The sequence below is a fragment of the Streptomyces sp. MNU89 genome (assembly GCF_020982505.1).
Lineage (GTDB): Bacteria > Actinomycetota > Actinomycetes > Streptomycetales > Streptomycetaceae > Streptomyces > Streptomyces xinghaiensis.
Window position 1 is genome coordinate 2,225,117 of sequence record NZ_JAJKLL010000001.1, and the last position, 21,090, is coordinate 2,246,206.

Here is a 21,090-nt window from a genome sequence, read left to right on the forward strand (position 1 = left end):
CGGCCCGCGCGGACGCCGCGGCCACCGCCCGCGGCGGCCGGGGTCGTCAGGATCCGGGAATCCGGGTAGCAGAACCCTAGCGCCAGCCCACCGGGGTACGGCCAGGGGCCCGACAGCGCGGATTCACGGCGATTCCGGGATTCCCCTCCGCCGTCCGGGCCGTCCGGGCCGTGCGGCGGCCGGGACACCGGGGCGGTCAGCCGAAGCCGATGGTGTGCAGCGCGCTCGCCGACGCCCGGTCGAGCAGCACCACGGAGACGCAGCCCTCCGGGGCCCGGCCGGCCTCCGCGTCGGCGACCAGCCGGGCCACCGCCCGGCGGTGGCGGGCGAAGGCGTAGCCGGAGACGCCCCGGCCCCGCGCGAACTGCCCGGCGAGGGCCGTCTCCGGGGAGACGTCCAGCAGCGCCAGGTGCAGACCGCGGCCCCGTCGGCGGGCGTCGCGCGCCAGCCAGCGGCGCACCCAGGTCAGGGTTCCGCAGTCGTGGACGACGACGCTCGCGCCCGAGCGCAGCGCCCGGCGCAGCCCGGCGTAGTGCGCGGCGCGCACCAGGGGGCGGTAGAGGGCGTAGGGCAGGGCGGCGGGCAGCCGGCGCTGCCAGCGGTCCCGGGCGTCCTGGGAGTCGATGCGGTGGACGGCGCCGCCGCGGGCGTCGCGGTCGGCGGTGGCCCGCTTGATCAGGGTGCTCTTGCCGCTGCCGGGGAGCCCGGAGACGACGAGGACGTCGCCGGCCGGGTAGCGCAGCGCGGACGGCCTGCGTCCGCGCAGGTCCGTCTCGGCCGCGTCCGCTCCGGCGGCGGCCGGGCAGGCGGACGCCGTCCACTCCGCCGCGGTCTCCGGTCCGGCGGAGGGCTCCGCTTCCGCCGCGGTGCTCCGTCCCGCCGCGGTCTCCGGCCCGGCCGCGGTCTCCGGCGTGATCGCGTACATCCCCTGGACCCGAACCTGCACCTGATCGTCCCCCCTCTGTGCGGTCACCCCCGGACTGCCCGGCCAGCCTGGCAAGAACGGTGCCGCGTTACAACGTCGATACCCGATGCGCGGTTCCGCGATGTGCTGATGAGACGGACCCTCCGGGGCGGTTCTCCGGTTCCCTCCGGGTCTGTATTCCGCTTCCCGTGCGATGATGACCGCGCCAACTGCATACCGCCGTTCGAATCCGCGCGGGAGAGTCCCCGGTCCGGCCGCCGTGCCGCCGGGGCGCCGAAGGAGCAAGTCCTCCCTTGAATCTCTCAGGCCCCGTACCGCGCGGACGAGGCAAATCTGGAAAGCGGGCCGTCCCTCCGGGGCGTCCCCACCCAAGGTGCAAGCCACGATCCCGGGTACGTACGGTTGTGGCGAAGCTCTCAGGTTCCATGACAGATGGGGAGACTGTGTTGCCGATGCCGCGCAGAGTTCCGCCACCTTCGTCAGGGAGCCACCGCCATGACCGATGCCCCCCGCCGCACCCCGCTTGACGCGCTGCACCGCTCGCTCGGTGCCTTGATGACCGACTTCGCCGGCTGGGACATGCCGCTGCGCTACGGCAGCGAGCGGGACGAGCACACCGCCGTCCGCACCCGGGCCGGCCTCTTCGACCTCTCCCACATGGGCGAGATCACCGTGACCGGCCCGCAGGCGGGCGAACTGCTCGACCACGCCCTGGTGGGCAACCTCTCCGCGCTCGCGGTGGGCCGGGCCCGCTACACCATGATCTGCGAGCCGGGCGGCGGCATCCTCGACGACCTGATCGTCTACCGCCTCGCCGGGGAGCGGTACATGGTCGTCGCCAACGCCTCCAACGCCCAGGTGGTGCTGGACGCGCTGACGGAGCGCGCCGCCGGCTTCGACGCGGCCGTGGCCGACGACCGCGAGAACTACGCGCTGATCGCGGTCCAGGGCCCCGAGTCCCCCGGTATCCTCGGCTCGCTCACCGACGCGGACCTGGACGGGCTCAAGTACTACGCCGGGCTGCCCGGCACCGTCGCCGGCGTCCCCGCCCTGATCGCCCGGACCGGCTACACGGGCGAGGACGGCTTCGAGCTCTTCACCGCCCCGGACGACGCCGAGCCGCTGTGGCGGGCGCTCACCGCGGCGGGGAAGGAGGCGGGCCTGGTCCCCTGCGGCCTGTCCTGCCGGGACACGCTGCGCCTGGAGGCCGGGATGCCGCTCTACGGGCACGAGCTGAGCACCGAGCTCACCCCGTTCGACGCCGGACTCGGCCGGGTGGTCAAGTTCGACAAGACCACGAACGGCGGCCGCTTCGTCGGCCGCGAGGCGCTGGAGGCCGCCGCGGCCCGCGCCGCGGAGGCCCCGCCGCGGAAGCTCGTCGGCCTGGTGGCCGAGGGGCGGCGGGTGCCGCGCGCCGGGTACGCGGTGGTGGCCGCGGACGGCGGCGAGGTCATCGGCGAGGTCACGTCCGGTGCCCCGTCGCCGACCCTCGGCAAGCCGCTCGCCATGGCGTACGTGGACCCCGCCTACGCCGGCCCGGGGACCCCGGGGGTGGCCGTGGACATCCGCGGCCGCCACGAGCCGTACGAGGTCGTGGCCCTGCCGTTCTACAAGCGGCAGCGCTGAATCTCCCCTTCCCCGGCGTTTCCCCCTCGTCCGTCCCACGTGTCAAGACCCGTACACGAGCACGTCACCGAATCCAGGAGAATCAGGTCATGAGCAACCCCCAGCAGCTGCGCTACAGCAAGGAGCACGAGTGGCTGTCCGCCGCCGAGGAGGGCGTGTCCACCGTGGGCATCACCTCCCACGCGGCCGACGCGCTCGGTGACGTCGTCTACGTCCAGCTCCCGGAGGTCGGCGACACGGTCACCGCGGGCGAACCCTGCGGTGAGCTGGAGTCGACCAAGTCGGTCAGCGACCTGTACGCGCCGGTCTCCGGCGAGATCACCGAGGTCAACCAGGACGTCGTGGACGATCCCGCGCTGGTGAACTCCGCCCCGTACGAGGGCGGCTGGCTGTTCAAGGTGAGGACCGACGAGAGCGCGGGCGAGCCCGAGCTGCTCTCCGCGGACGAGTACGCGGCCTTCACCGGCAACTGAAGCCCCTCCCTGCCACCGATCGGGAAGACCTGATGTCGCTTCTCAACGACTCCCTGCACGAAGTCGACCCGGACGTCGCCGCCGCCGTCGACGCCGAACTCGACCGCCAGCAGTCCACCCTGGAAATGATCGCCTCGGAGAACTTCGCGCCCGTCTCGGTGCTGGAGGCCCAGGGGTCGGTCCTGACCAACAAGTACGCCGAGGGCTACCCGGGCCGCCGCTACTACGGCGGCTGCGAGCACGTCGACGTCGTCGAGCGGCTGGCCATCGCCCGGATCAAGGAGCTGTTCGGGGCCGAGGCCGCCAACGTCCAGCCGCACTCCGGCGCCCAGGCGAACGCCGCCGCGATGGCCGCCGTCCTCAGCCCGGGCGACACCATCCTGGGCCTGAACCTGGCGCACGGCGGGCACCTCACCCACGGCATGAAGATCAACTTCTCCGGCAAGCTCTACAAGGTGGCCGCCTACCACGTCGACGCCGAGACCGGCCGGGTCGACATGGACGAGGTCGAGCGGCTCGCCAAGGAGGAGCGGCCCAAGCTGATCATCGCGGGCTGGTCCGCCTACCCGCGCCGGCTGGACTTCGCGGCCTTCCGGCGGATCGCGGACGAGGTCGGCGCCTACCTGATGGTGGACATGGCGCACTTCGCCGGCCTGGTGGCCGCGGGCCTGCACCCCTCCCCGGTGCCGCACGCCCACATCGTCACCACCACCACCCACAAGACGCTGGGCGGCCCGCGCGGCGGCGTGATCCTCTCCACGGCCGAACTGGCCAAGAAGATCAACTCGGCCGTCTTCCCCGGCCAGCAGGGCGGCCCGCTGATGCACGTCATCGCGGCCAAGGCCGTGGCCTTCAAGGTCGCGGCGAGCGAGGACTTCAAGGACCGCCAGCGCCGCACCCTGGCCGGCTCGCGCATCCTGGCGGAGCGGCTGCTGGCCGAGGACGTCACCGCGGCCGGCGTCTCCGTCCTCTCCGGCGGCACGGACGTCCACCTCGTCCTGGTGGACCTGCGCAACTCCGAGCTGGACGGGCAGCAGGCCGAGGACCGCCTCCACGAGGTCGGCATCACGGTCAACCGCAACGCCGTCCCGAACGACCCGCGCCCCCCGATGGTCACCTCGGGCCTACGGATCGGCACCCCGGCGCTCGCCACCCGCGGCTTCGGCGAGGACGACTTCCGCGAGGTCGCGGACATCATCGCCGAGGCGCTCAAGCCGAGCTACGACGCGGAGGCGCTGCGCGGCCGGGTCTCCGCCCTGACGGCGAAGCACCCGCTGTACCCCGGGCTGAAGTAGCCCGCTCCCCGGCCGCTCCGCACAACCCGCCGCACCGGCCGGCAGTGGTACGGGGCGGAAACGAACGGCCCCACATGCCCGGTTTCCGCCCCGTATATTGCCTCTTGCAGGCTCTTGCAGCCGCTTGCGGCCTCTTGCCCCACCTCGCCCGCACCGCCGTCCGGCCCCCTACCCCGTGGACCGCCGGGCGGCCCGTTTCCCCGCCACCGCGGGGATGATCCGGGAGTCCCACCGTGGCCATCTCCGTCTTCGATCTCTTCTCGATCGGCATCGGGCCGTCCAGTTCCCACACCGTGGGCCCGATGCGGGCCGCACGCATGTTCGTCCGGCGGCTGCAGCGGGAGGGCCTGCTGGACCGGACCACCTCGGTCCGCGCCGAACTGTTCGGTTCCCTCGGCGCCACCGGCCACGGCCATGGCACCCCCAAGGCCGTCCTGCTCGGCCTGGAGGGCCACTCGCCGCGCACCGTGGACGTGGAGCGGGCCGACGGCGAGATCGCCCGCATCCGCTCCACGGGACGGCTGCGGCTCCTGGCCGCCGAGGCCGGCGACGCCCACGAGATCCCCTTCGACGAGCCCTCCCAGCTCGTCCTGCACCGGCGCCGCTCGCTGCCGTACCACGCCAACGGCATGACCCTCACGGCGGCAGACGCCGGAGGAGCCCCCGTCCTGGAGAAGACGTACTACTCGGTCGGCGGCGGCTTCGTCGTGGACGAGGACGCGGTCGGCGAGGACCGGATCAAGCCGGACGACACCGTGCTGAAGTACCCCTTCCGCACCGGCGACGAACTGCTGCGCCTCTCGCGCGAAACCGGTCTGTCCATCGCCGCCCTCATGCTGGAGAACGAGAAGGCGTGGCGGACGGAGGAGGAGATCCGCGCGGGCCTGCTGGAGATCTGGCGGGTCATGCGCGCCTGCGTGGAGCGCGGCCTGTCCCGGGAGGGCATTCTCCCCGGCGGCCTCAAGGTCCGCCGCCGCGCCGCCAACTCGGCCCGCCAGCTCCGCGCCGAGGGCGACGCGCCGGCCCGCGCCATGGAGTGGATCACCCTCTACGCGATGGCGGTCAACGAGGAGAACGCCGCGGGCGGCCGCGTCGTCACCGCCCCGACCAACGGCGCGGCGGGCATCATCCCGGCCGTCCTCCACTACTACACGGAGTTCGTGCCGGGCGCCGGCGACGAGGGTGTCGTCCGCTTCCTGCTGGCCGCCGGGGCCATCGGCATGCTCTTCAAGGAGAACGCCTCGATCTCCGGCGCGGAGGTCGGCTGCCAGGGCGAGGTCGGCTCGGCCTGCTCGATGGCGGCGGGCGGCCTCGCCGAGGTGCTGGGCGGCAGCCCGGAGCAGGTCGAGAACGCCGCCGAGATCGGCATGGAGCACAACCTGGGCCTGACCTGCGACCCGGTCGGCGGCCTGGTCCAGATCCCCTGCATCGAGCGGAACGGCATGGCGGCGGTGAAGGCGGTGACGGCCGCGCGCATGGCCCTGCGGGGCGACGGCCGCCACCACGTCTCCCTGGACAAGGTCATCAAGACGATGAAGGACACGGGCGCCGACATGAAGGTCAAGTACAAGGAGACGGCCCGCGGCGGGCTCGCGGTGAACGTCATCGAGTGCTGAGGAATCGGCCCCGACCGGCGCGCACCGGACCCCGGCCCGCCGCCACCGGGGGAACGCCGAGCCGCGCTCCCAGCTGGCTCGTTCCGGCGCTGGTTCCGGGCGGCGGAGCGCGCCAACGCCCCCAGCGACGTACCCCTTTGCCATCACCACCCAGCCCGTCATAGCGTTCGAAGCTGCTCGAACGACGGTTTGACGGGGGATGGGCATGACCGAACACGTTCCGGCGACCGCGGGGGCGGAAGCGGACGCGCGCCGACGGCAGCGGCGCGAGGGGAACACGCTGCTCGCGGCCATGCTGACCAATGGCCCGAACGAACTCATCGATTTCGTCCTGCCGTTGTGGGCGGGAGCGGCCATCGGGCTGAGCGCCACCGAGGTCGGCGTGCTGCTGGCCGTCGAGATGGTCTTGTCGATGGTCTTCCGGCCGGTCTCCGGTGTGCTGGCCGACACGTTCGAACGCCGGTACGTGGCCGCGGCGGGAGCCGCGCTCTACGGTGTCTCGGCGGCCGGCTACGCCCTCGCGCAGAGCGCCCCCGTCGCCTACACCGCCGCCGCCGTCGGCGGCGTGGGAGGCGCGCTGCTGTGGGTGAGCGTCCGGGCGATCATCAGTGAACGGCTCGCGGAGGACTCCGCGGTCTTCCCCCGGCTGCTGTCCTCCCAGGAGACCGGCGCCTGGGTGGCCTTCATCGCCGGTCTGACGCTGATCGGCCTCATCGACTACGCCGGCGTCTTCCTCGCCTGCGCCGCGGCCTGCGCCGCCGCCGCGGTGCTGCTGCTGGCCTCCCCCAGCCGGCCCGGGCGCCCGCGCACCGACACGGACAAAGGGGCGGCAGAGGGAACGGCGGCGGCGGGTCTCGGCGCCGTGGGGCGCAGGCTGCGGCCCATGCTGCTCGCCGTGGTGCTGACGATGACGGCCGAGTCCGCCGTCTCCCTGCTGCTGCTCCTGCACCTGCAGCGCGGGTTCGACCTGGAGATCGGCGAGATCGCCTACGTGTTCCTGCCCGGCGCCATCGTCATGAGCCTCGCGGCGGAACGCCTGCACACCTATGTGGTGCGCTTCGGACGCTCCCGGGTGCTGATGGCCGCCTCGCTCTCCAGTGCCGGGTTCGCCGTGGGCCTGGCGTGGGCACCGAACCCGTTCGTGATCGCAGGGCTGTGGATCCTCAGCGGGCTGGCCTGGGCGGCCGTCATCCCCATCGGGCAGGCGGTGATCGCCGAGGCGTCGGGCGAGCAGGCCGGACGCGGGATGGGGGGGTACGAATCGGCGCGCCTGCTGGGGGCCCTGACCGGGTCGCTCGCTGCGGGTGTGCTCTACGACAGTGCCGACTGGACGGCGGCCTGCCTCGTCGCGGCGGTGCCTCTGCTGGCCGGGGCGGTGGTCGTCCCCCGTGCCGTGCGGAGGCTCGGGGTCGCCGACGTCCCTGCCCCGGCACCGGAGGCTCCGGGACGGCCGGAGAAGCCGCAGGCGTCCGCCGCGGCGGACGGTGCGTCCGGAGCGGAGAGCCGGGCGGAGACGGACACGAGGACGGCGGCGACGAAGCGGACACCCCTGCGGAAGCAGAAGACGCCCCGGCAGATCCGGCGCGAACTCGGCCTGCACGCCGCGCTGTTCGCGGTGGCCCAGCTCGTCCTGCTCGTCGCCGGCCTGTCCTGGATGAAGGACCTGCTCACCGGGGACTTCGGCGAACTGCTGCTCAGCGGCGGCAGAGAACAGGACTCGTCCGTCACCGGCCTGCTCTACGGCGCGGGAAGGCTGTGGACGTTCATCCTGATCGCGGACGTCCTCTGGCAGGGCGGCAGGCTTCTCGTCCTGGCGCTCCGCCGTCCCTCCCCGGAAAGCCCGTCCCGCCCCTCCGGGGACTGAGCCCGGCCAGGGGCGGGGACCGTGTTCACCTGTTGCCGCTGAAGGCCAGTTGGGCCCCGATGCCGACGAAGGCGACGGCGAAGGTGCGGCGCATCCAGGTGAGCACCTTCGGACGGGTGATCACATGGTCCCGGACGGCCGCGGCGAAGAGCCCGTACAGGACGAACACCACGAACGTCATCACCATGAACACCGCGCTCAGTTCCAGCATGTGCGGAAGGGTGTTCGCCGCGTCGGCCGGGACGAACTGCGGCAGGAACGCCAGGAAGAAAATGGACAGTTTGGGGTTGAGGACGTTGATGAGCACGGCCGTGCCCGTGGTGCGGAGCGCCGACCGCCCCTCCTCCCCCGGCTCGGCCGGGGTGAGCGTGCCCCGTTCGCGCAGGGTCCTCCAGGCCATGTAGAGGAGGTAGGCCACCCCCAGGTATTTGAAGGTCTGGAAGACGACCGCGCTGGTGTGCAGGATCGCGGCCAGCCCGGCGACCGCGGCCGCCAGATGGGGCACGATCCCGAGCGTGCAGCCGAAGGCGGCCACCACGCTCTGCCGGAAGCCCCGGTACAGCCCGGTGGCGATCGTGTAGAGCGCCCCCGTGCCGGGTGACACCACGATGACGAACGATGTGATCAGGAATTCGGGACTCATCGGTACGCGCCTCGTCTCTCTGGAGGGCCGCGACGGACCACGGTGGTTCCTCGCGGGGTTCCACGCCCCGGCCGGCCCGGCGCTGCGCAGGCTACCGGCCGCCGGCCCCCGGACGGGCAGCCACCGCGCAACCGGGAGAGCGGGTTCCGGACGATCCCGGGCCCCCGCCGCGCACGCGCGGCCGGCCCTCCCGGGGGCGGCCGGGTACCGGACCGGGGCCCGGGAACCGGACCGGTGTTGTACAGGTCGGCCAGTTACTGCCGTCCGAACCTGCCTGGTCCACGACGCCCTGGAGAGCCGCCTCGGCGACCGCGGCCGAGAGCGTGCTGGACCCGCATCACCGGTCGCTGCCTCGGACCTACGGACGGGGCGAGCCGGTCACCGAGGAGTTCCACGGGGATTCGCGGGCCGCCCTGGACTGGCTGGAGCGCGAACGTCTCCGACGGCACCCCTCGGGCCCGGTGACACCCCCAGGTCATCCCGTCGACAGGGGGCAACAGTCATGCCGGGCCCGGAGGCCGGCGGCCCTCTTGCAGGACCGCGAAGAAGACAACGGGAAAAAGACAGCAGCACCCGCGCGGTCCCGCCCGCCCGCACCGGCTCGCGTCCCGGACCCCCGCATCGGGCCGTGCTCCACCCCCGCGCTGTAGAGTCAACGCCTATGTCGAAGCCCGATGATCTGCTGGTTGACATCGCCACCACCGTGGAGTCCGAGCAGAGCAATCAGATGTCACTCACCGTCGTTGTCCCCGGGGCCGTCATCACCGGACGCCTCGCCCCCGAGGCCGTGTGGCGCCAGCGCGTGGCCGAGGTGCTGGGAGGCTCGGAACGGCTCTCGCCGTTCTCGGCCGTCTTCACCGCGGACAGCGACCGCAAGCGCAGCGAGCCGCCCACCCACCTGCATCTCCACGTCGCCCGGATCCTCCAGGGCAGTGTGGGCATCCCCGAGACAGGCGGTATGTACCGCATCGCCATCGAGGACGTGAACGCCTGGACGGTCGGGGACTTCAGCTACTTCGAGTAGCGGGCGCACCCCGCCCCACCGGGCAGGGCCGGGCCGGGCCGGTGCACCCGCCCGGCGCGTCCGCCCCTGCGGACAGCGCCCGGCGGCCCCGGACCCCGCGCCCCGGCGGCGTCCGCACGCCCTCCGTGCCCGGCGGCACGACGGCCGCGCCCGGCACTCGGTGAACCCCCGTATCCGCACAGGCGAAAGCCCCGGCAGCATCCTTCGCTGCCGGGGCTCACCGTGTGCCCGGAGGGCACCGGGCCGCCGCAAGGGCGCCGGTGCCTCCGGGCGTCACACGGAACGCCGTGCGGTGCCGGGTGTCAGGCCGCGCTGCGGCGTGCCGGACGCTGACGGGCCGCACCGCCGCCCGTCTGCTGGGCGGAGGAGCTCCGGCGCGACCGGGACGGCCCGACGCGCCGTCCGCGGCCCGAGGAGGCGCCGCGCTCCTGGCGCTCCGACGCCGGCGTGGTGATGACCACGGGGATGCCCGAGGGTGCCTGCGCGCCGGTGATCCGGGTGAGCTCGGCATCACCCGAGCGCACCTGGGTGGTCCGCGGGGTGACACCGGCCAGGGTCATCAGGCGGGTCATCTCCCGGCGCTGGTTCGGCAGGACGAGGGTGACGACGCTGCCGGACTCGCCGGCCCGCGCGGTGCGTCCGCCGCGGTGCAGGTAGTCCTTGTGGTCGGTCGGCGGGTCCACGTTGACGACCAGGTCGAGATTGTCGACATGGATGCCGCGCGCCGCGACGTTGGTGGCGACCAGCACGGTCACGTGCCCGGTCTTGAACCGGCCGAGGGTCCGGGTGCGCTGCGGCTGCGACTTGCCGCCGTGCAGCGCGGCCGCCCTGACCCCGCTCTTCAGCAGGTGGTCGGTGAGCTTGTCCACGGCGTGCTTGGTGTCCAGGAACATGATCACCCGGCCGTCACGGGCCGCGATCTCCGTCGTCGTGGCGTACTTGTCGGCGCCGTGGACGTGCAGCAGGTGGTGCTCCATGGTGGTGACCGCGCCCTGGGAGGGATCGACCGAGTGCACCACCGGGTCGTTCAGGTAGCGGCGCACCAGCAGGTCGACGTTGCGGTCGAGGGTGGCCGAGAAGAGCATCCGCTGGCCCCCGGGGCGTACCTGGTCGAGCAGCGCGGTGACCTGCGGCATGAAGCCCATGTCGGCCATCTGGTCGGCCTCGTCCAGCACGGTGATGCCGACCTGGTCCAGCCGGCACTCGCCGCGGTCGATGAGGTCCTTGAGCCGCCCCGGAGTCGCGACGACCACCTCGGTGCCACCGCGCAGCGCGGACGCCTGCCGCCCGATCGACATGCCGCCGACCACGGTGGTGAGCCGCAGCGAGAGCGCCCGGGCGTAGGGGGTGAGGGCGTCGGTCACCTGCTGGGCGAGTTCCCGGGTGGGGACGAGGACGAGCGCCAGCGGCTGCCTCGGCTCGGCTCGGCGGCCCACGGCGGCGGTCCGCGTCAGCAGGGCCAGGCCGAAGGCGAGGGTCTTGCCGGAGCCGGTGCGCCCGCGGCCCAGGACGTCGCGTCCGGCCAGGGCGTTCGGCAGGGTCGCGGCCTGGATCGGGAACGGCTCGATCATCCCGAGGCCGGTGAGCGTCTTCAGCACCCCGTCCGGGAGGCCGAGAGCGGCGAAGTCCTCGACGGGCGGGAGCGCGGGGGTGACGGTGACCGGCAGGGCGAACTCACCCTGCGGGCCGGCGGGCCGGCGGCCGTAGCCACCGGAACCACCCGGACGGCCGCCGCCCGAACGGCGCGGACCCTGCCCGGCGGAGCGTCCGGCGCCGTACGGGGCGGAGCCGCCGCCGGTGCGCGGGCGGGAGTAGCGGTCCTGTGTGCGAGCTGTGCGGTTCATGGGAACCTCCTCGACGGGGCACGTATCGAGGAAATCCCGGCAGTGGCGGTGAGCCGCACAAGGAATCGCAAGAACGAGCCGTTGAAAAACGGAATACGGAATAACGGCCGTGCCGGGGAATATTTCCGGCCGGCACGCCGAATCAACCGGCAGCATCCGGAAAATGACGCCCGGGTGGCCGGAGGGTGAAGAACGGGGGTGCGGCGCAGGGAACGCCGTACGGTGCGACGTGCGGGGCAACATCCGGTCCACCGTGCGGCGGCGGAAAATTTTCGCACCTCCGCGCGAATTCGTCCGGCGCGGACCGCCCCGGGCGGGCAGGGCCGCCGCGCCGTACGGACGTCGCCGGCGCGCGCCCGCAGGCGGGCGGCGGTGTGCGGACGGACACGGCGGCCGGTGCGGACACCGGGCCCCGCACACCGGAACGAGCTGCGGCCCGCACCCGGGGGTGCGGGCCGCAGCTCGTCGCTGTGAAGCGCCGGTGTCAGCGTCAGGCGGGAACGATGTTCTCCGCCTGCGGGCCCTTCTGGCCCTGCGTGACGTCGAAGCTCACCTTCTGGCCTTCCTGAAGCTCACGGAAGCCCTGGGCGGCGATGTTCGAGTAGTGGGCGAAGACGTCGGCGCCGCCGCCGTCCTGCTCAATGAAGCCGAAGCCCTTTTCCGAGTTGAACCACTTCACGGTGCCAGTAGCCATAATTTTTTCTCCATTCGGGGCAGTGCCCGGAGGCCCACACTGCGTGAACCTCCGCGTCGCCGCAATGATTGCCCCGTCCGGAAAACCACTCCGGAAATACAAAAGTGCTCCCGGGCCGGAGCCGGCGGGGGCACTTGAAGTCTCTGGGAACCACAACTGCAACTGAGATCGACAGTAGCACGGATACGGCGGCTGTGAAGCCCGGAGCAACGGCCGTCACACCGTCCCGAATAAATCCCCGCCCGCAATGCCGAAAATTCTTCAGGCGCGGTGGGAGATTTCCTTCCCCGGTGGGGTGGCGTCCGGAACGGGAACCGGCCCCGCGGGACGGCCCCGCCCTGCCCCGGCCCGGGCGGGAAGCGGCCACGAGGGACCGGCGTGCGGGCCCGGACCACCGTCCGGGGTCCGTTGTCGGTCGGAGCGCTTAGGGTCACGGCATGGGTTACGCAGACCTGCGCGAGCTCCGTACCGCGCTCAGCACCGCACAGGACATCGCCTTCGGCCTGGACCCGTCGGCACCCTCCGCCCAGCAGGCGGAGGAGCTCGTCGACGCGCTGCGCCGGGCCCTGTCCTCCGCCACCTCCCTCATCTCGGAGCACGGCGCCACCGGGTGCGCCCAGCACCCGCGCGGCGCCGTGGACCCGCTGTACGGCGACCCGGAGGACCCCCTCCCGCCCGGCTACGGCAAGTGCCTGCTGTGCAACGACCGCCGCCGTCGCGCCGGCACACAGCACCGCGGCCGCCGCTGAACCGCGCCCCCGGTCCCCGGCCACCCCGGCCCCGCCCTCCGGCCCCGCCCTCCGGGCCCGCCGCCGACCGTTCCGCCGCGGCCGGACCCCCGGGACGCAGGGGCCCGGGGCTCCTTCCGGCCCCCGCGGGGCCCGTCCCGTACCGCCAGTGGCACAGTTCACCCCGACTCCCGGACCGTCCTGCGGACTTCACTCCGCTCCGCCGCGTTTGTCTCTTTGGACGCCGGTCACCCCGTCTGCCATAGTCGGGACAGCGATCCCTTGACCCGGGCCATCGCACCGAAGTGCCGTGGGGACACACCCCCCTTGGCTCCACGGCGGCTCACATCCCGGCACAGCGCATCCGGACAGGCCCCGTGCCCGCCCCGTCGACCGCGGGACGGACACGGGGCCTCTCCGCGTCACCGGCACCGTCACCGGCACCGGCGGCCCTCCCGCCGTCCGCCCCCGCCCGTCCGTCAGCGCTCGGCGGTCCGCATCTCGAACCAGGTCGTCTTGCCCAGCGGTCGCAGGTCCACCCCCCAGCGGTCGGAGAGGGTGTCCACCAGGAACAGCCCCCGCCCGCTGACGTCCATCTCCCGTACGGGCATCAGGCACGGCAACCCCCGGGAGGGATCGCGGAGTTCGACCCTGAGCCGGCCCCGGCGGCAGTGCATCCGCAGTCCGAACGTCCGGGCGCCGGTGTGCCGTACGGCGTTGCCGACCAGCTCCGAGACGAGCAGCACGACGTCCTCCGCGAGCTGCGGGGAGAGGCCCCACTGCCACACCACGACGGAGTGGGCCAGCCGGCGGGCCGCCCCGGCCGACTCGGGGCGGGAGGGGAGGACCACCTCGTCCACCGTCGGATCACCCAGCGTCCCGAGCGCTCCCAGCGCCCGCTCCTCCCCGGAGCCGGAGGACGGCGCCCGGCGTGCCGCGGCGGCCGTGCCCGCATGCCGCGGCTGCTCCCCGTTCTCCAGGCCCGCCATGACCCACATGATTGGGTAACGGAGCGCGGTTACGGACTGGTAGCGGCGGATTGCACCGCGTCGCCCCCCGGGCTCCCGGCCCGTCTACGCGAACCGGGTGACCGGGCGCGGCTCCGGCGTACCGAAACCGTCGTACGGCACCTCGCCGGACCCGCCGGCCGGCGTCGCGGGGTCAGGCGAACTTCGCCTTGCCCGGGCCCTCCTCCACAAAGCTGCGCATGCCGGTCTCGCGGTCCTCGGTGGCGAACAGCCCGGCGAACCAGTTGCGTTCGATGGCCAGGCCGGTGTCCAGGTCCGTCTCCAGGCCGGCGTCCACGGACTCCTTGGCGGCGCGCAGCGCAATGGCCGGGCCCTTGGCGAGCTTCGCGGCCCAGGCGTGCGCGGCCTCGTAGACCTCGGCGGCCGGGACGACCTTGTCGACCAGGCCGATGGCGAGGGCCTCGTCGGCCCTCACCTGGCGGCCGGTGAAGATGAGGTCCTTGGCCCGGGACGGGCCGACGAGCCGGGCGAGCCGCTGGGTGCCGCCCGCGCCCGGGATGAGGCCGAGCAGGATCTCGGGCTGGCCGAGCTTGGCGTTGTCGGCGGCGATCCGGATGTCGGCGCAGAGCGCCAGTTCGCAGCCGCCGCCCAGGGCGTACCCGGTGACGGCGGCGACGACGGGCTTGGGGATGCGGGCGATCGCGGTGAAGGAGTCCTGGAGCGCCTTGGAGCGCTTGACCATGGCCGCGTGGTCCATGACCCGCATCTCCTTGATGTCCGCGCCGGCCGCGAACACCTTCTCGCCGCCCCAGATCACGACGGCCCGTACGTCGTCGCGGTCGGTGAGCTCCCCGGCCAGCTCTCGCAGCCGGTCCTGGGTGGCGATGTCCAGGGCGTTCATCGGCGGGCGGTCCAGGCGGACGGTGGCGACGCCCTCGGCGACCTCAAGGTTCACAGTCATGCCCGCAGGTTAGCGGCCGTTCACGGGGGAGGGCCCGGTGCGCTTGGTCACAGCCGGCACGGATGCCGTCGTGTGACCGTGCCCGCACCGGGCCCTCCGCCGTTCACCGCCTGCCGCACGCGCCGGCTACTGCGGGGCCTTCCACTCGTCCCAGTCCATGTTCCAGCCGTTGAGGCCGTTGTCCGGCTGGATCTGCTTGTCCTTCGAGTTCTTCACGATCACGACGTCGCCGAGGAGCGAGTTGTCGAAGAACCAGGCCGCGGGTGTGGACTTCACGCCGCCGCCCCGGGCGTCGAAGAGGCCGACGCAGCCGTGGCTGACGTTGGCGGAGCCGAACGTGGACTGCCCGGCCCAGTAGTTGCCGTGGATGAAGGTGCCCGAGGTGGAGAGCCGCATGGCGTGCGAGACGTCCTCGATGTCGTACTCGCCGCCGAAGCCGACCGTGGCGCCGTCCATCCGCGTCATCTTGTGCTTCTCGCTGATCACCATCTGCCCGTTGTACGTGGGCGTGGCGGGGGCGCCGGCCGTGATCGGCAGGGTCTTGATCACCTTGCCGTCCCGCTCGACCGTCATCTTCTTGGTCTTGACGTCGACGACGCTGACCTGGCTGCGGCCGACGGTGAACTTCACGGTCTTGGACTGCTCGCCGTAGACCCCGGGGCGGCCCTCGACACCGTCCAGGTTGAGCTTGAGCGTCACCTTCGTGCCCTTGGCCCAGTACTTCTCCGGCCGGAAGTCCAGCCGGTCGTTGCCGAACCAGTGGCCCTCGACGGGCACCGACGGGCTGGCCTCGACCTCGATGGCCCGCTCCACGGCGGCAGGGTCGGTGATGCCGCGGTTGAAGCGGATCGACACCGGCATCCCGACGCCGACCGTGGAGCCGTTCTCCGGTGTGAAGTAGCCGATGAAGGTGTTCTCCGGCACGAAGGTCGTGAAGCTCGCGTGCTCGGCTGCCTCCCGGCCCTCGGAGTCCTCGGCCACCGCGTCGACGCTGTACTCGGTGGCGGAGCCCAGGTGGCCGGTCGGCTTCCAGACGGTGCCGTTCCCGCTCACCTTGCCGGGGACCTTGTTCCCCTTGTCGTCCTTGACCGTGACGGAGGTCAGCTTCCCCTTGTCCGCCGTCACCTTGAGCACGCCGTTGGTCACCACGTCGTCGGTGCCGTCCTTGGGCGTGATCTTCACTACGGCCCGGGAGGGCTTGGTGTCCACCGAGCCGGCCTTGCCGTCCTGCCCGCTGTCCGCCTTCTTGTCCTCACCGCACGCACCGACCGCCAGGACCAGCAGGCCGGCCGCCAGAACCCCCGATATCCGCCGCGTCTTCACTGTTGTCTCCCCTCACGCGGCCGTCCACCCCATGGACCGGACCGCATCCCCCGCGCGCGACGAACAGCGCGCATGCCGATGAGCAAACCACAGGGGAGGTCACGGTGGACCGCCCCGCCGTGTCACGGATCCGTCCCAAAAGCCGAGATGGCGGGGTTACGTGAGGGCCGCGCGCCGAGCGGGCAGACATGCACGGAGGGGCCACGGCGCCCGGGGCGCGGAGGGGGCGCCGCGCGCACCCGTTCACGCCGTGTCCCGCCAGGGCCCTCCCGGCCGCGCACGCCGCGGCGGGAGGCATGCCGCGAGCCGCCGGAGGCCAGGACGTGTCGAGCGCAGCCGAGGAGCAGGAGGGGCTCCAGCCGGAGCGGGCGGAGGGCTCCGCGCCGCCGCCCGCCGTGAACGGGCACCGGCGCCCCGGCGCGCGGTCCTCCGCACCGGCACCGCCGGTGTGGCCGGGGAGCCCGGCGCCGCTGGGTGCGCGCTTCCACACCGGGCCGGGGGGTGTGCCGGGCACCAACTTCGCCCTCTGGGCGGGCGGAGCGGAGGCCGTGGACGTCTGCCTGTTCGACGACGACGGGCGGGAGGTCCGGCATCCGCTGACCGAGCTGACCCATGAGATCTGGCACGGCTTCCTCCCTGGGGTGCGGCCGGGGCAGCGGTACGGCTTCCGGGTGCACGGCCGCTGGGACCCGTGGACGGGGGCCCGCTGGAATCCGGCCAAGCTGCTGCTCGACCCCTACGCCCGCGCGGTGGACGGGGACTTCGGCCCTCCGCGCGGTGCCGCGCCGGACGGCGGCGGCGGCAACGGCAGCGGCAGCGGCAGCGACGGGGGCAGCGGCAGCGACGGGGGCAGCAGCGGCGACGGCCGGATGCCGGCCGCCGTGTACGGACATGTGCGCGACTGGCCGGAGCAGCACGCGGCCGACACCGTCCGCGACGGCCGCGACTCCGCCCCGTACGTCCCCAAGGGCGTGGTGGTCGCCGACGAGTCGCCCGGCGACGAGTGGGCCGACGACCGGCGCCCCAAGACCCCCTGGGCGGACTCGGTGATCTACGAACTGCACGTGCGCGGCTTCACCATGCGCCATCCCGACGTGCCCGAACACCTGCGCGGCACCTACGCCGGGCTCGCCCACCCGGCGGCCGTCGGGCATCTGACCGGGCTCGGGGTGACGGCCGTCGAGCTGTTGCCCGTCCACCAGTTCGCCCACGAGGACCATCTCCTCCGCCGCGGCCTGCGCAACCACTGGGGCTACAACTCCATCGGCTACTTCGCCCCGCACGCCGCGTACGCCGCCTCCGGCACCCGCGGCGAGCAGGTCGGCGAGTTCCGGCGGATGGTCCGGGCCCTGCACGCCGCCGGCATCGAGGTGATCCTCGACGTCGTCTACAACCACACCGCGGAGGGGGGCGAGCTCGGCCCGACCCTCTCCCTGCGCGGCATCGACAACCGCGGCTACTACCGCCTCCAGCACGACCCGCGCCGCTACGCCGACTACACCGGCTGCGGCAACACCCTCCACGTCGTCCAGCCCCATGTGCTCCGGCTGATCACCGACTCCCTGCGCTACTGGGTGACCGAGATGGGCGTCGACGGCTTCCGCTTCGACCTCGCCGCCGCCCTCGCCCGCTCCATGCACGACGTCGACATGCTCTCGCCCTTCCTCGCCGTCATCGCCCAGGACCCGGTGCTGCGCCGCGTCAAGCTCATCGCCGAGCCCTGGGACGTCGGCGCGGGCGGCTACCAGGTCGGCGCGTTCCCGCCGCTGTGGACGGAGTGGAACGACCGCTACCGCGACACCGTGCGCGACTACTGGCGCGGCGCGCTGCCCGCCCTCCGCGACCTCGGCTACCGCCTCTCCGGCTCCAGCGACCTCTACGCCTGGGGCGGCCGGCGCCCGTACGCCTCCGTCAACTTCGTCACCGCGCACGACGGCTTCACCCTGCGCGACCTCGTCAGCTACGAACGGAAGCACAACGAGGCCAACGGCGAGGACAACCGCGACGGCACCGACGACAACCGCTCCTGGAACTGCGGCGCCGAGGGGGAGACCGGCGACCCCACCGTCACCGCGCTCCGCCGCCGGCAACTGCGCAACCTGATGACCACGCTGCTGCTCTCCACCGGGGTGCCGATGCTGGTCGCGGGCGACGAGATGGGCCGCACCCAGGGCGGCAACAACAACGCCTACTGCCAGGACAACGAGACCGGCTGGGTGGACTGGTCGCTCCCCGGTCTCCCCGAGTGGCGCGAACTGCGCGCCCTCACCGCCCGGTTGACGGCACTGCGCCGGACCCACCCCGTGCTGCGCCGCCGGGCCTTCTTCTCCGGGCGCCCGCAGGCGCCGGACGGGCTGCGCGACCTCGCGTGGTTCACCCCGGAGGGCCGCGAGATGGCCGAGGCCGACTGGCACGCCCCCGCCGCCACCCTCGGGATGTACCTCTCCGGCCGCGACATCCCCGGCCGGGACGAGCGCGGCGGCCCGGTGACGGACGACAGCTTCCTGGCCGTCCTCCACGCCCACCACGAGCCGCTGCCCTTCATCCTGCCCGGCCCGCCCTGGGCGGAGCGGTACGAGCTGCTGGTGGACACCTCCCGCGAGGACCAGTCCGGGCCTCCGGGGACCCACCACCCGGCGGGTTCCGGGCTGACGCTGCCCCCGCGCTCCGTCCAGCTGTTCCGGGTGCTGCACGGGCCCGGGGCCTGACGGGGCGGCACGGCCGCGCTCCGCAGGTCCCGTCGGCAACGGCCGTTCCGCCGGCAGCGGCAGCCCCGGCGTCCCTCGCGGCTCCCGGACAGCTTTGGCCATGACCGAAAACCGGATGAGACCTGTCAGTGACCCCCCGTAGGCTCGCCCGTGATGCCTCCTCCCACCGATTCCGCCGCATCCACCGCCGCCACCGCGGCCCCGGCCGTCCGGACGGAACCGCGGACTCCGGACAGCCGTCCGGGGCCCGCGGTGAGCGCCGGGAAGCCGCCGGCCCCGCGGAAGTCCACCGTGCGCACCCTGCTGCGGCTGTGGCCGTACGTCCGCCCGGTTCGGGCGCGGCTGTTCACGGCCGCCGGGGTCGCCGTCACCGCCTCCTGCCTGGGTCTGCTCATCCCGCTCGTCCTCAAGTGGATGGTGGACGGGCCGGTCGCCGCCCGGGACCCGGGCGGAGTCTGGCTCGGCGGCGGGCTGCTGCTCCTCCTGGGCATCACCGAGGCCGGGCTGTTCGGCCTGCGGCGCTGGCTGGTGGCCCGGCCGCTCGCCGGGGTCGAGGCCGCCATGCGCGCGAACCTCTACGGCCGCCTCCAGCGCCTGCCGGTCGCCATCCACGACCGCTGGCCGTCGGGCCAGCTGCTGTCCCGCGCCACCACGGACCTGCAGCTGCTCCGCATGTTCCTGGCCTTCCCGCTGACCTTCCTGCTGGTCAACTCGGTGACCATCCTGGTCGGCTGCGCGATCCTGCTGAGCCAGGAGTGGACGCTCGGGCTGGTGCTGCTCGGGCCCGTCCTGCCGCTGGTGGTGCTGTGCTCGCTCTTCGAGGCCCGGTACTCCCTCGCCGCCCGTACCGCCCGCGACCAGGTGGGTGATCTGACGACGGTCGTCGAGGAGGGCGTTCTCGGCATCCGTGTCGTCAAGGGCTTCGGACGGCACCGCAGCCAGGCCCGCGCCTTCCGCGAGCTGAGCCACAAGCTGCGCGGCACCGAGCTGTACAAGGCGCGGCTGCTCGCCGGGCTGCTCGCCGTCATCATGACGCTGCCCGAACTGGCGCTCGGGACGGCCCTGGTGCTGGGCACCCTGCAGGTGTCGGAGGGCACGCTGTCGGCGGGCACGCTGGTGGCCTTCCTGTCGACGGCCCTGGCGCTGCGCTGGCCGGTGGAGTCCATCGGCTTTCTGCTGGCGATGAGCCAGGACTCGGCGACGGCCACCGAACGCCACTTCGAGGTGGTGGACACCCCGCTTCCCCGGGACACCGCCGCGGCGGACGGAACCGCGAACGCGGCCGGCCGCGCCGGACCGGATCCCGCACCCGCACCCCGCCCCTCCCCGGACCCGTCGCGGAGGAGAGCCGGCCGCCCGGGGACACCGCGCCCGGCCGGTCCCGGGCAGCGCCCGTCCCCGTCCCTCTCCGGAGCCCCCGAAGGCGGACTGCGGTTCGAGGGCGTCGAGTTCCGCTACCCCGAGGCCCCGGCCGGCACCCCGCCACCCTCCGCGGCGTCGATCTGCACATCCGCCCCGGCGAGACGATGGCCCTAGTCGGGGCGACCGGCAGCGGCAAGACGACGCTCACCGCCCTCGTCCCCCGGCTCTACGAGGTGACCGGCGGCCGGATCACCCTGGACGGTACCGACATCACCCGGCTGCCGAGGACCCGGCTCCGGGAGCTGATCGCCGTCGCCTTCGAGGACCCGACCCTCTTCTCCGCGACCGTCGGCGAGAACGTCCTGATGGGTGCGGACGGCGCCGGGGAGGAGGAGCTGAACCGCGCCCTGGAGGTCGCGCAGGCGGAGTTCGCGCACGCCCTGCCGCACGGGGTCCGCACCCAGGTCGGCGAGCAGGGCCTGAGCCTCTCCGGCGGTCAGCGGCAGCGGCTCGCGCTGGCCCGGGCCGTGGTCGGCACACCGCGCTTCCTCGTGCTGGACGATCCGCTCTCCGCCCTCGACGTGCACACCGAGGCCCTGGTCGAGGCGGCGCTGCGGCGCATCCTCTCCGGCACCACGGCCCTGGTCGTCGCCCACCGCCCGTCGACCGTGCTGCTCGCCGACCGGGTCGCCCTGCTGTCCGGCGGGCGGATCACCGCCGTCGGCACCCACCAGGAACTGCTGCGCCGCGACCCGGAGTACCGCACGCTGATGTCCGGCGACCCGCAGGACCCCGCCTCCGGCGACGGCACTCCGGCCGGCGGCCCGCCCGGCACCGCTTCCCCGACCCGCCGCAGCCCCGCCGGGGCGGATGGAGGTACCTCCCGATGACCGCCCCGGCCTCCGAACGCACCGCCGACGATCCCGAACGGTCCGGCGACGGCCGGTCCGCGACCGCCGCTCCCCGGCCCCGCCCGCCGGCGCCCCGCCACCGGCGCGGAGGCCACTCCGCCTCCGGGCTCCGCGGGACCGGCGGA

At 73.4% G+C, this 21,090-nt stretch carries 15 protein-coding genes, 1 pseudogene and 1 riboswitch; of the genes and pseudogenes, 9 read left to right on the forward strand and 7 right to left on the reverse strand.

What is annotated here, in order from left to right; all coding sequences use genetic code 11:
* Window positions 1-196: 196 nt before the first annotated feature.
* A complete protein-coding gene (locus tag E4N63_RS09440) occupies window positions 197-925 on the reverse strand; it encodes an ATP-binding protein (RefSeq protein WP_125624326.1) in 729 nt (242 codons plus the stop codon).
* A gap of 224 nt (window positions 926-1,149) precedes the next feature.
* Window positions 1,150-1,252, forward strand: a riboswitch (glycine riboswitch).
* A 168-nt stretch (window positions 1,253-1,420) separates the two neighbouring features.
* On the opposite strand from E4N63_RS09440, the gene gcvT reads away from it, so the two are divergent.
* From gcvT to E4N63_RS09465, 5 genes are all read left to right on the forward strand, one after another.
* Window positions 1,421-2,551, forward strand: a complete 1,131-nt coding sequence (gene gcvT, locus E4N63_RS09445; protein ID WP_230240408.1) for a glycine cleavage system aminomethyltransferase GcvT — start codon at window positions 1,421-1,423, stop codon at window positions 2,549-2,551.
* Window positions 2,552-2,640: 89 nt separating this feature from the next.
* Complete coding sequence (gcvH, locus tag E4N63_RS09450) at window positions 2,641-3,024, forward strand: glycine cleavage system protein GcvH (RefSeq protein ID WP_019709932.1); 384 nt, start codon at window positions 2,641-2,643, stop codon at window positions 3,022-3,024.
* A 32-nt stretch (window positions 3,025-3,056) separates the two neighbouring features.
* The gene (glyA, locus tag E4N63_RS09455; RefSeq protein ID WP_125624324.1) at window positions 3,057-4,319 is read left to right on the forward strand and encodes a serine hydroxymethyltransferase; all 1,263 of its coding nucleotides are present in this window, start codon (window positions 3,057-3,059) and stop codon (window positions 4,317-4,319) included.
* Between the two features lie 233 nt (window positions 4,320-4,552).
* Window positions 4,553-5,935: an L-serine ammonia-lyase gene (locus tag E4N63_RS09460; RefSeq protein ID WP_125624323.1), complete on the forward strand. Its 1,383-nt coding sequence runs from the start codon at window positions 4,553-4,555 to the stop codon at window positions 5,933-5,935.
* 205 nt (window positions 5,936-6,140) lie between these two features.
* Window positions 6,141-7,799 (forward strand): MFS transporter, encoded by a 1,659-nt coding sequence (locus E4N63_RS09465; protein ID WP_230240409.1) that lies wholly within the window; start codon window positions 6,141-6,143, stop codon window positions 7,797-7,799.
* A gap of 25 nt (window positions 7,800-7,824) precedes the next feature.
* Here E4N63_RS09465 and E4N63_RS09470 read toward each other — a convergent pair whose 3' ends face one another.
* Window positions 7,825-8,442 (reverse strand): LysE family translocator, encoded by a 618-nt coding sequence (locus E4N63_RS09470; protein WP_125624321.1) that lies wholly within the window; start codon window positions 8,440-8,442, stop codon window positions 7,825-7,827.
* A gap of 661 nt (window positions 8,443-9,103) precedes the next feature.
* Here E4N63_RS09470 and E4N63_RS09475 point away from each other — a divergent pair.
* Complete coding sequence (locus E4N63_RS09475; RefSeq protein WP_230240410.1) at window positions 9,104-9,466, forward strand: hypothetical protein; 363 nt, start codon at window positions 9,104-9,106, stop codon at window positions 9,464-9,466.
* Window positions 9,467-9,768: 302 nt separating this feature from the next.
* Here the strand turns inward: E4N63_RS09475 and E4N63_RS09480 are convergent, their stop codons facing one another.
* A complete protein-coding gene (locus E4N63_RS09480) occupies window positions 9,769-11,310 on the reverse strand; it encodes a DEAD/DEAH box helicase (protein ID WP_230240411.1) in 1,542 nt (513 codons plus the stop codon).
* Between the two features lie 490 nt (window positions 11,311-11,800).
* Complete coding sequence (locus E4N63_RS09485) at window positions 11,801-12,004, reverse strand: cold-shock protein (protein WP_006604579.1); 204 nt, start codon at window positions 12,002-12,004, stop codon at window positions 11,801-11,803.
* Window positions 12,005-12,441: 437 nt separating this feature from the next.
* Here E4N63_RS09485 and E4N63_RS09490 point away from each other — a divergent pair, with 437 nt between their 5' ends.
* Window positions 12,442-12,753: a hypothetical protein gene (locus E4N63_RS09490; RefSeq protein ID WP_019709942.1), complete on the forward strand. Its 312-nt coding sequence runs from the start codon at window positions 12,442-12,444 to the stop codon at window positions 12,751-12,753.
* A 458-nt stretch (window positions 12,754-13,211) separates the two neighbouring features.
* On the opposite strand, the gene E4N63_RS09495 is transcribed toward E4N63_RS09490, so the two are convergent.
* The 3 genes from E4N63_RS09495 to E4N63_RS09505 form a co-directional block, all read right to left on the reverse strand.
* The gene (locus E4N63_RS09495) at window positions 13,212-13,721 is read right to left on the reverse strand and encodes an ATP-binding protein (RefSeq protein ID WP_125626544.1); all 510 of its coding nucleotides are present in this window, start codon (window positions 13,719-13,721) and stop codon (window positions 13,212-13,214) included.
* A 172-nt stretch (window positions 13,722-13,893) separates the two neighbouring features.
* Entirely contained in the window at window positions 13,894-14,661 is a 768-nt protein-coding gene (locus E4N63_RS09500; protein ID WP_039822203.1) for an enoyl-CoA hydratase/isomerase family protein, read from the reverse strand.
* A 126-nt stretch (window positions 14,662-14,787) separates the two neighbouring features.
* Entirely contained in the window at window positions 14,788-15,984 is a 1,197-nt protein-coding gene (locus tag E4N63_RS09505; protein WP_228430053.1) for an Ig-like domain-containing protein, read from the reverse strand.
* A 395-nt stretch (window positions 15,985-16,379) separates the two neighbouring features.
* On the opposite strand from E4N63_RS09505, the gene glgX reads away from it, so the two are divergent.
* On the forward strand, window positions 16,380-18,692 hold the full coding sequence (gene glgX, locus E4N63_RS09510) for a glycogen debranching protein GlgX (RefSeq protein WP_374112865.1): 2,313 nt from the start codon (window positions 16,380-16,382) through the stop codon (window positions 18,690-18,692).
* 291 nt (window positions 18,693-18,983) lie between these two features.
* A pseudogene (locus E4N63_RS09515) lies at window positions 18,984-20,944 on the forward strand (ABC transporter ATP-binding protein).
* Window positions 20,945-21,090: the final 146 nt, after the last annotated feature.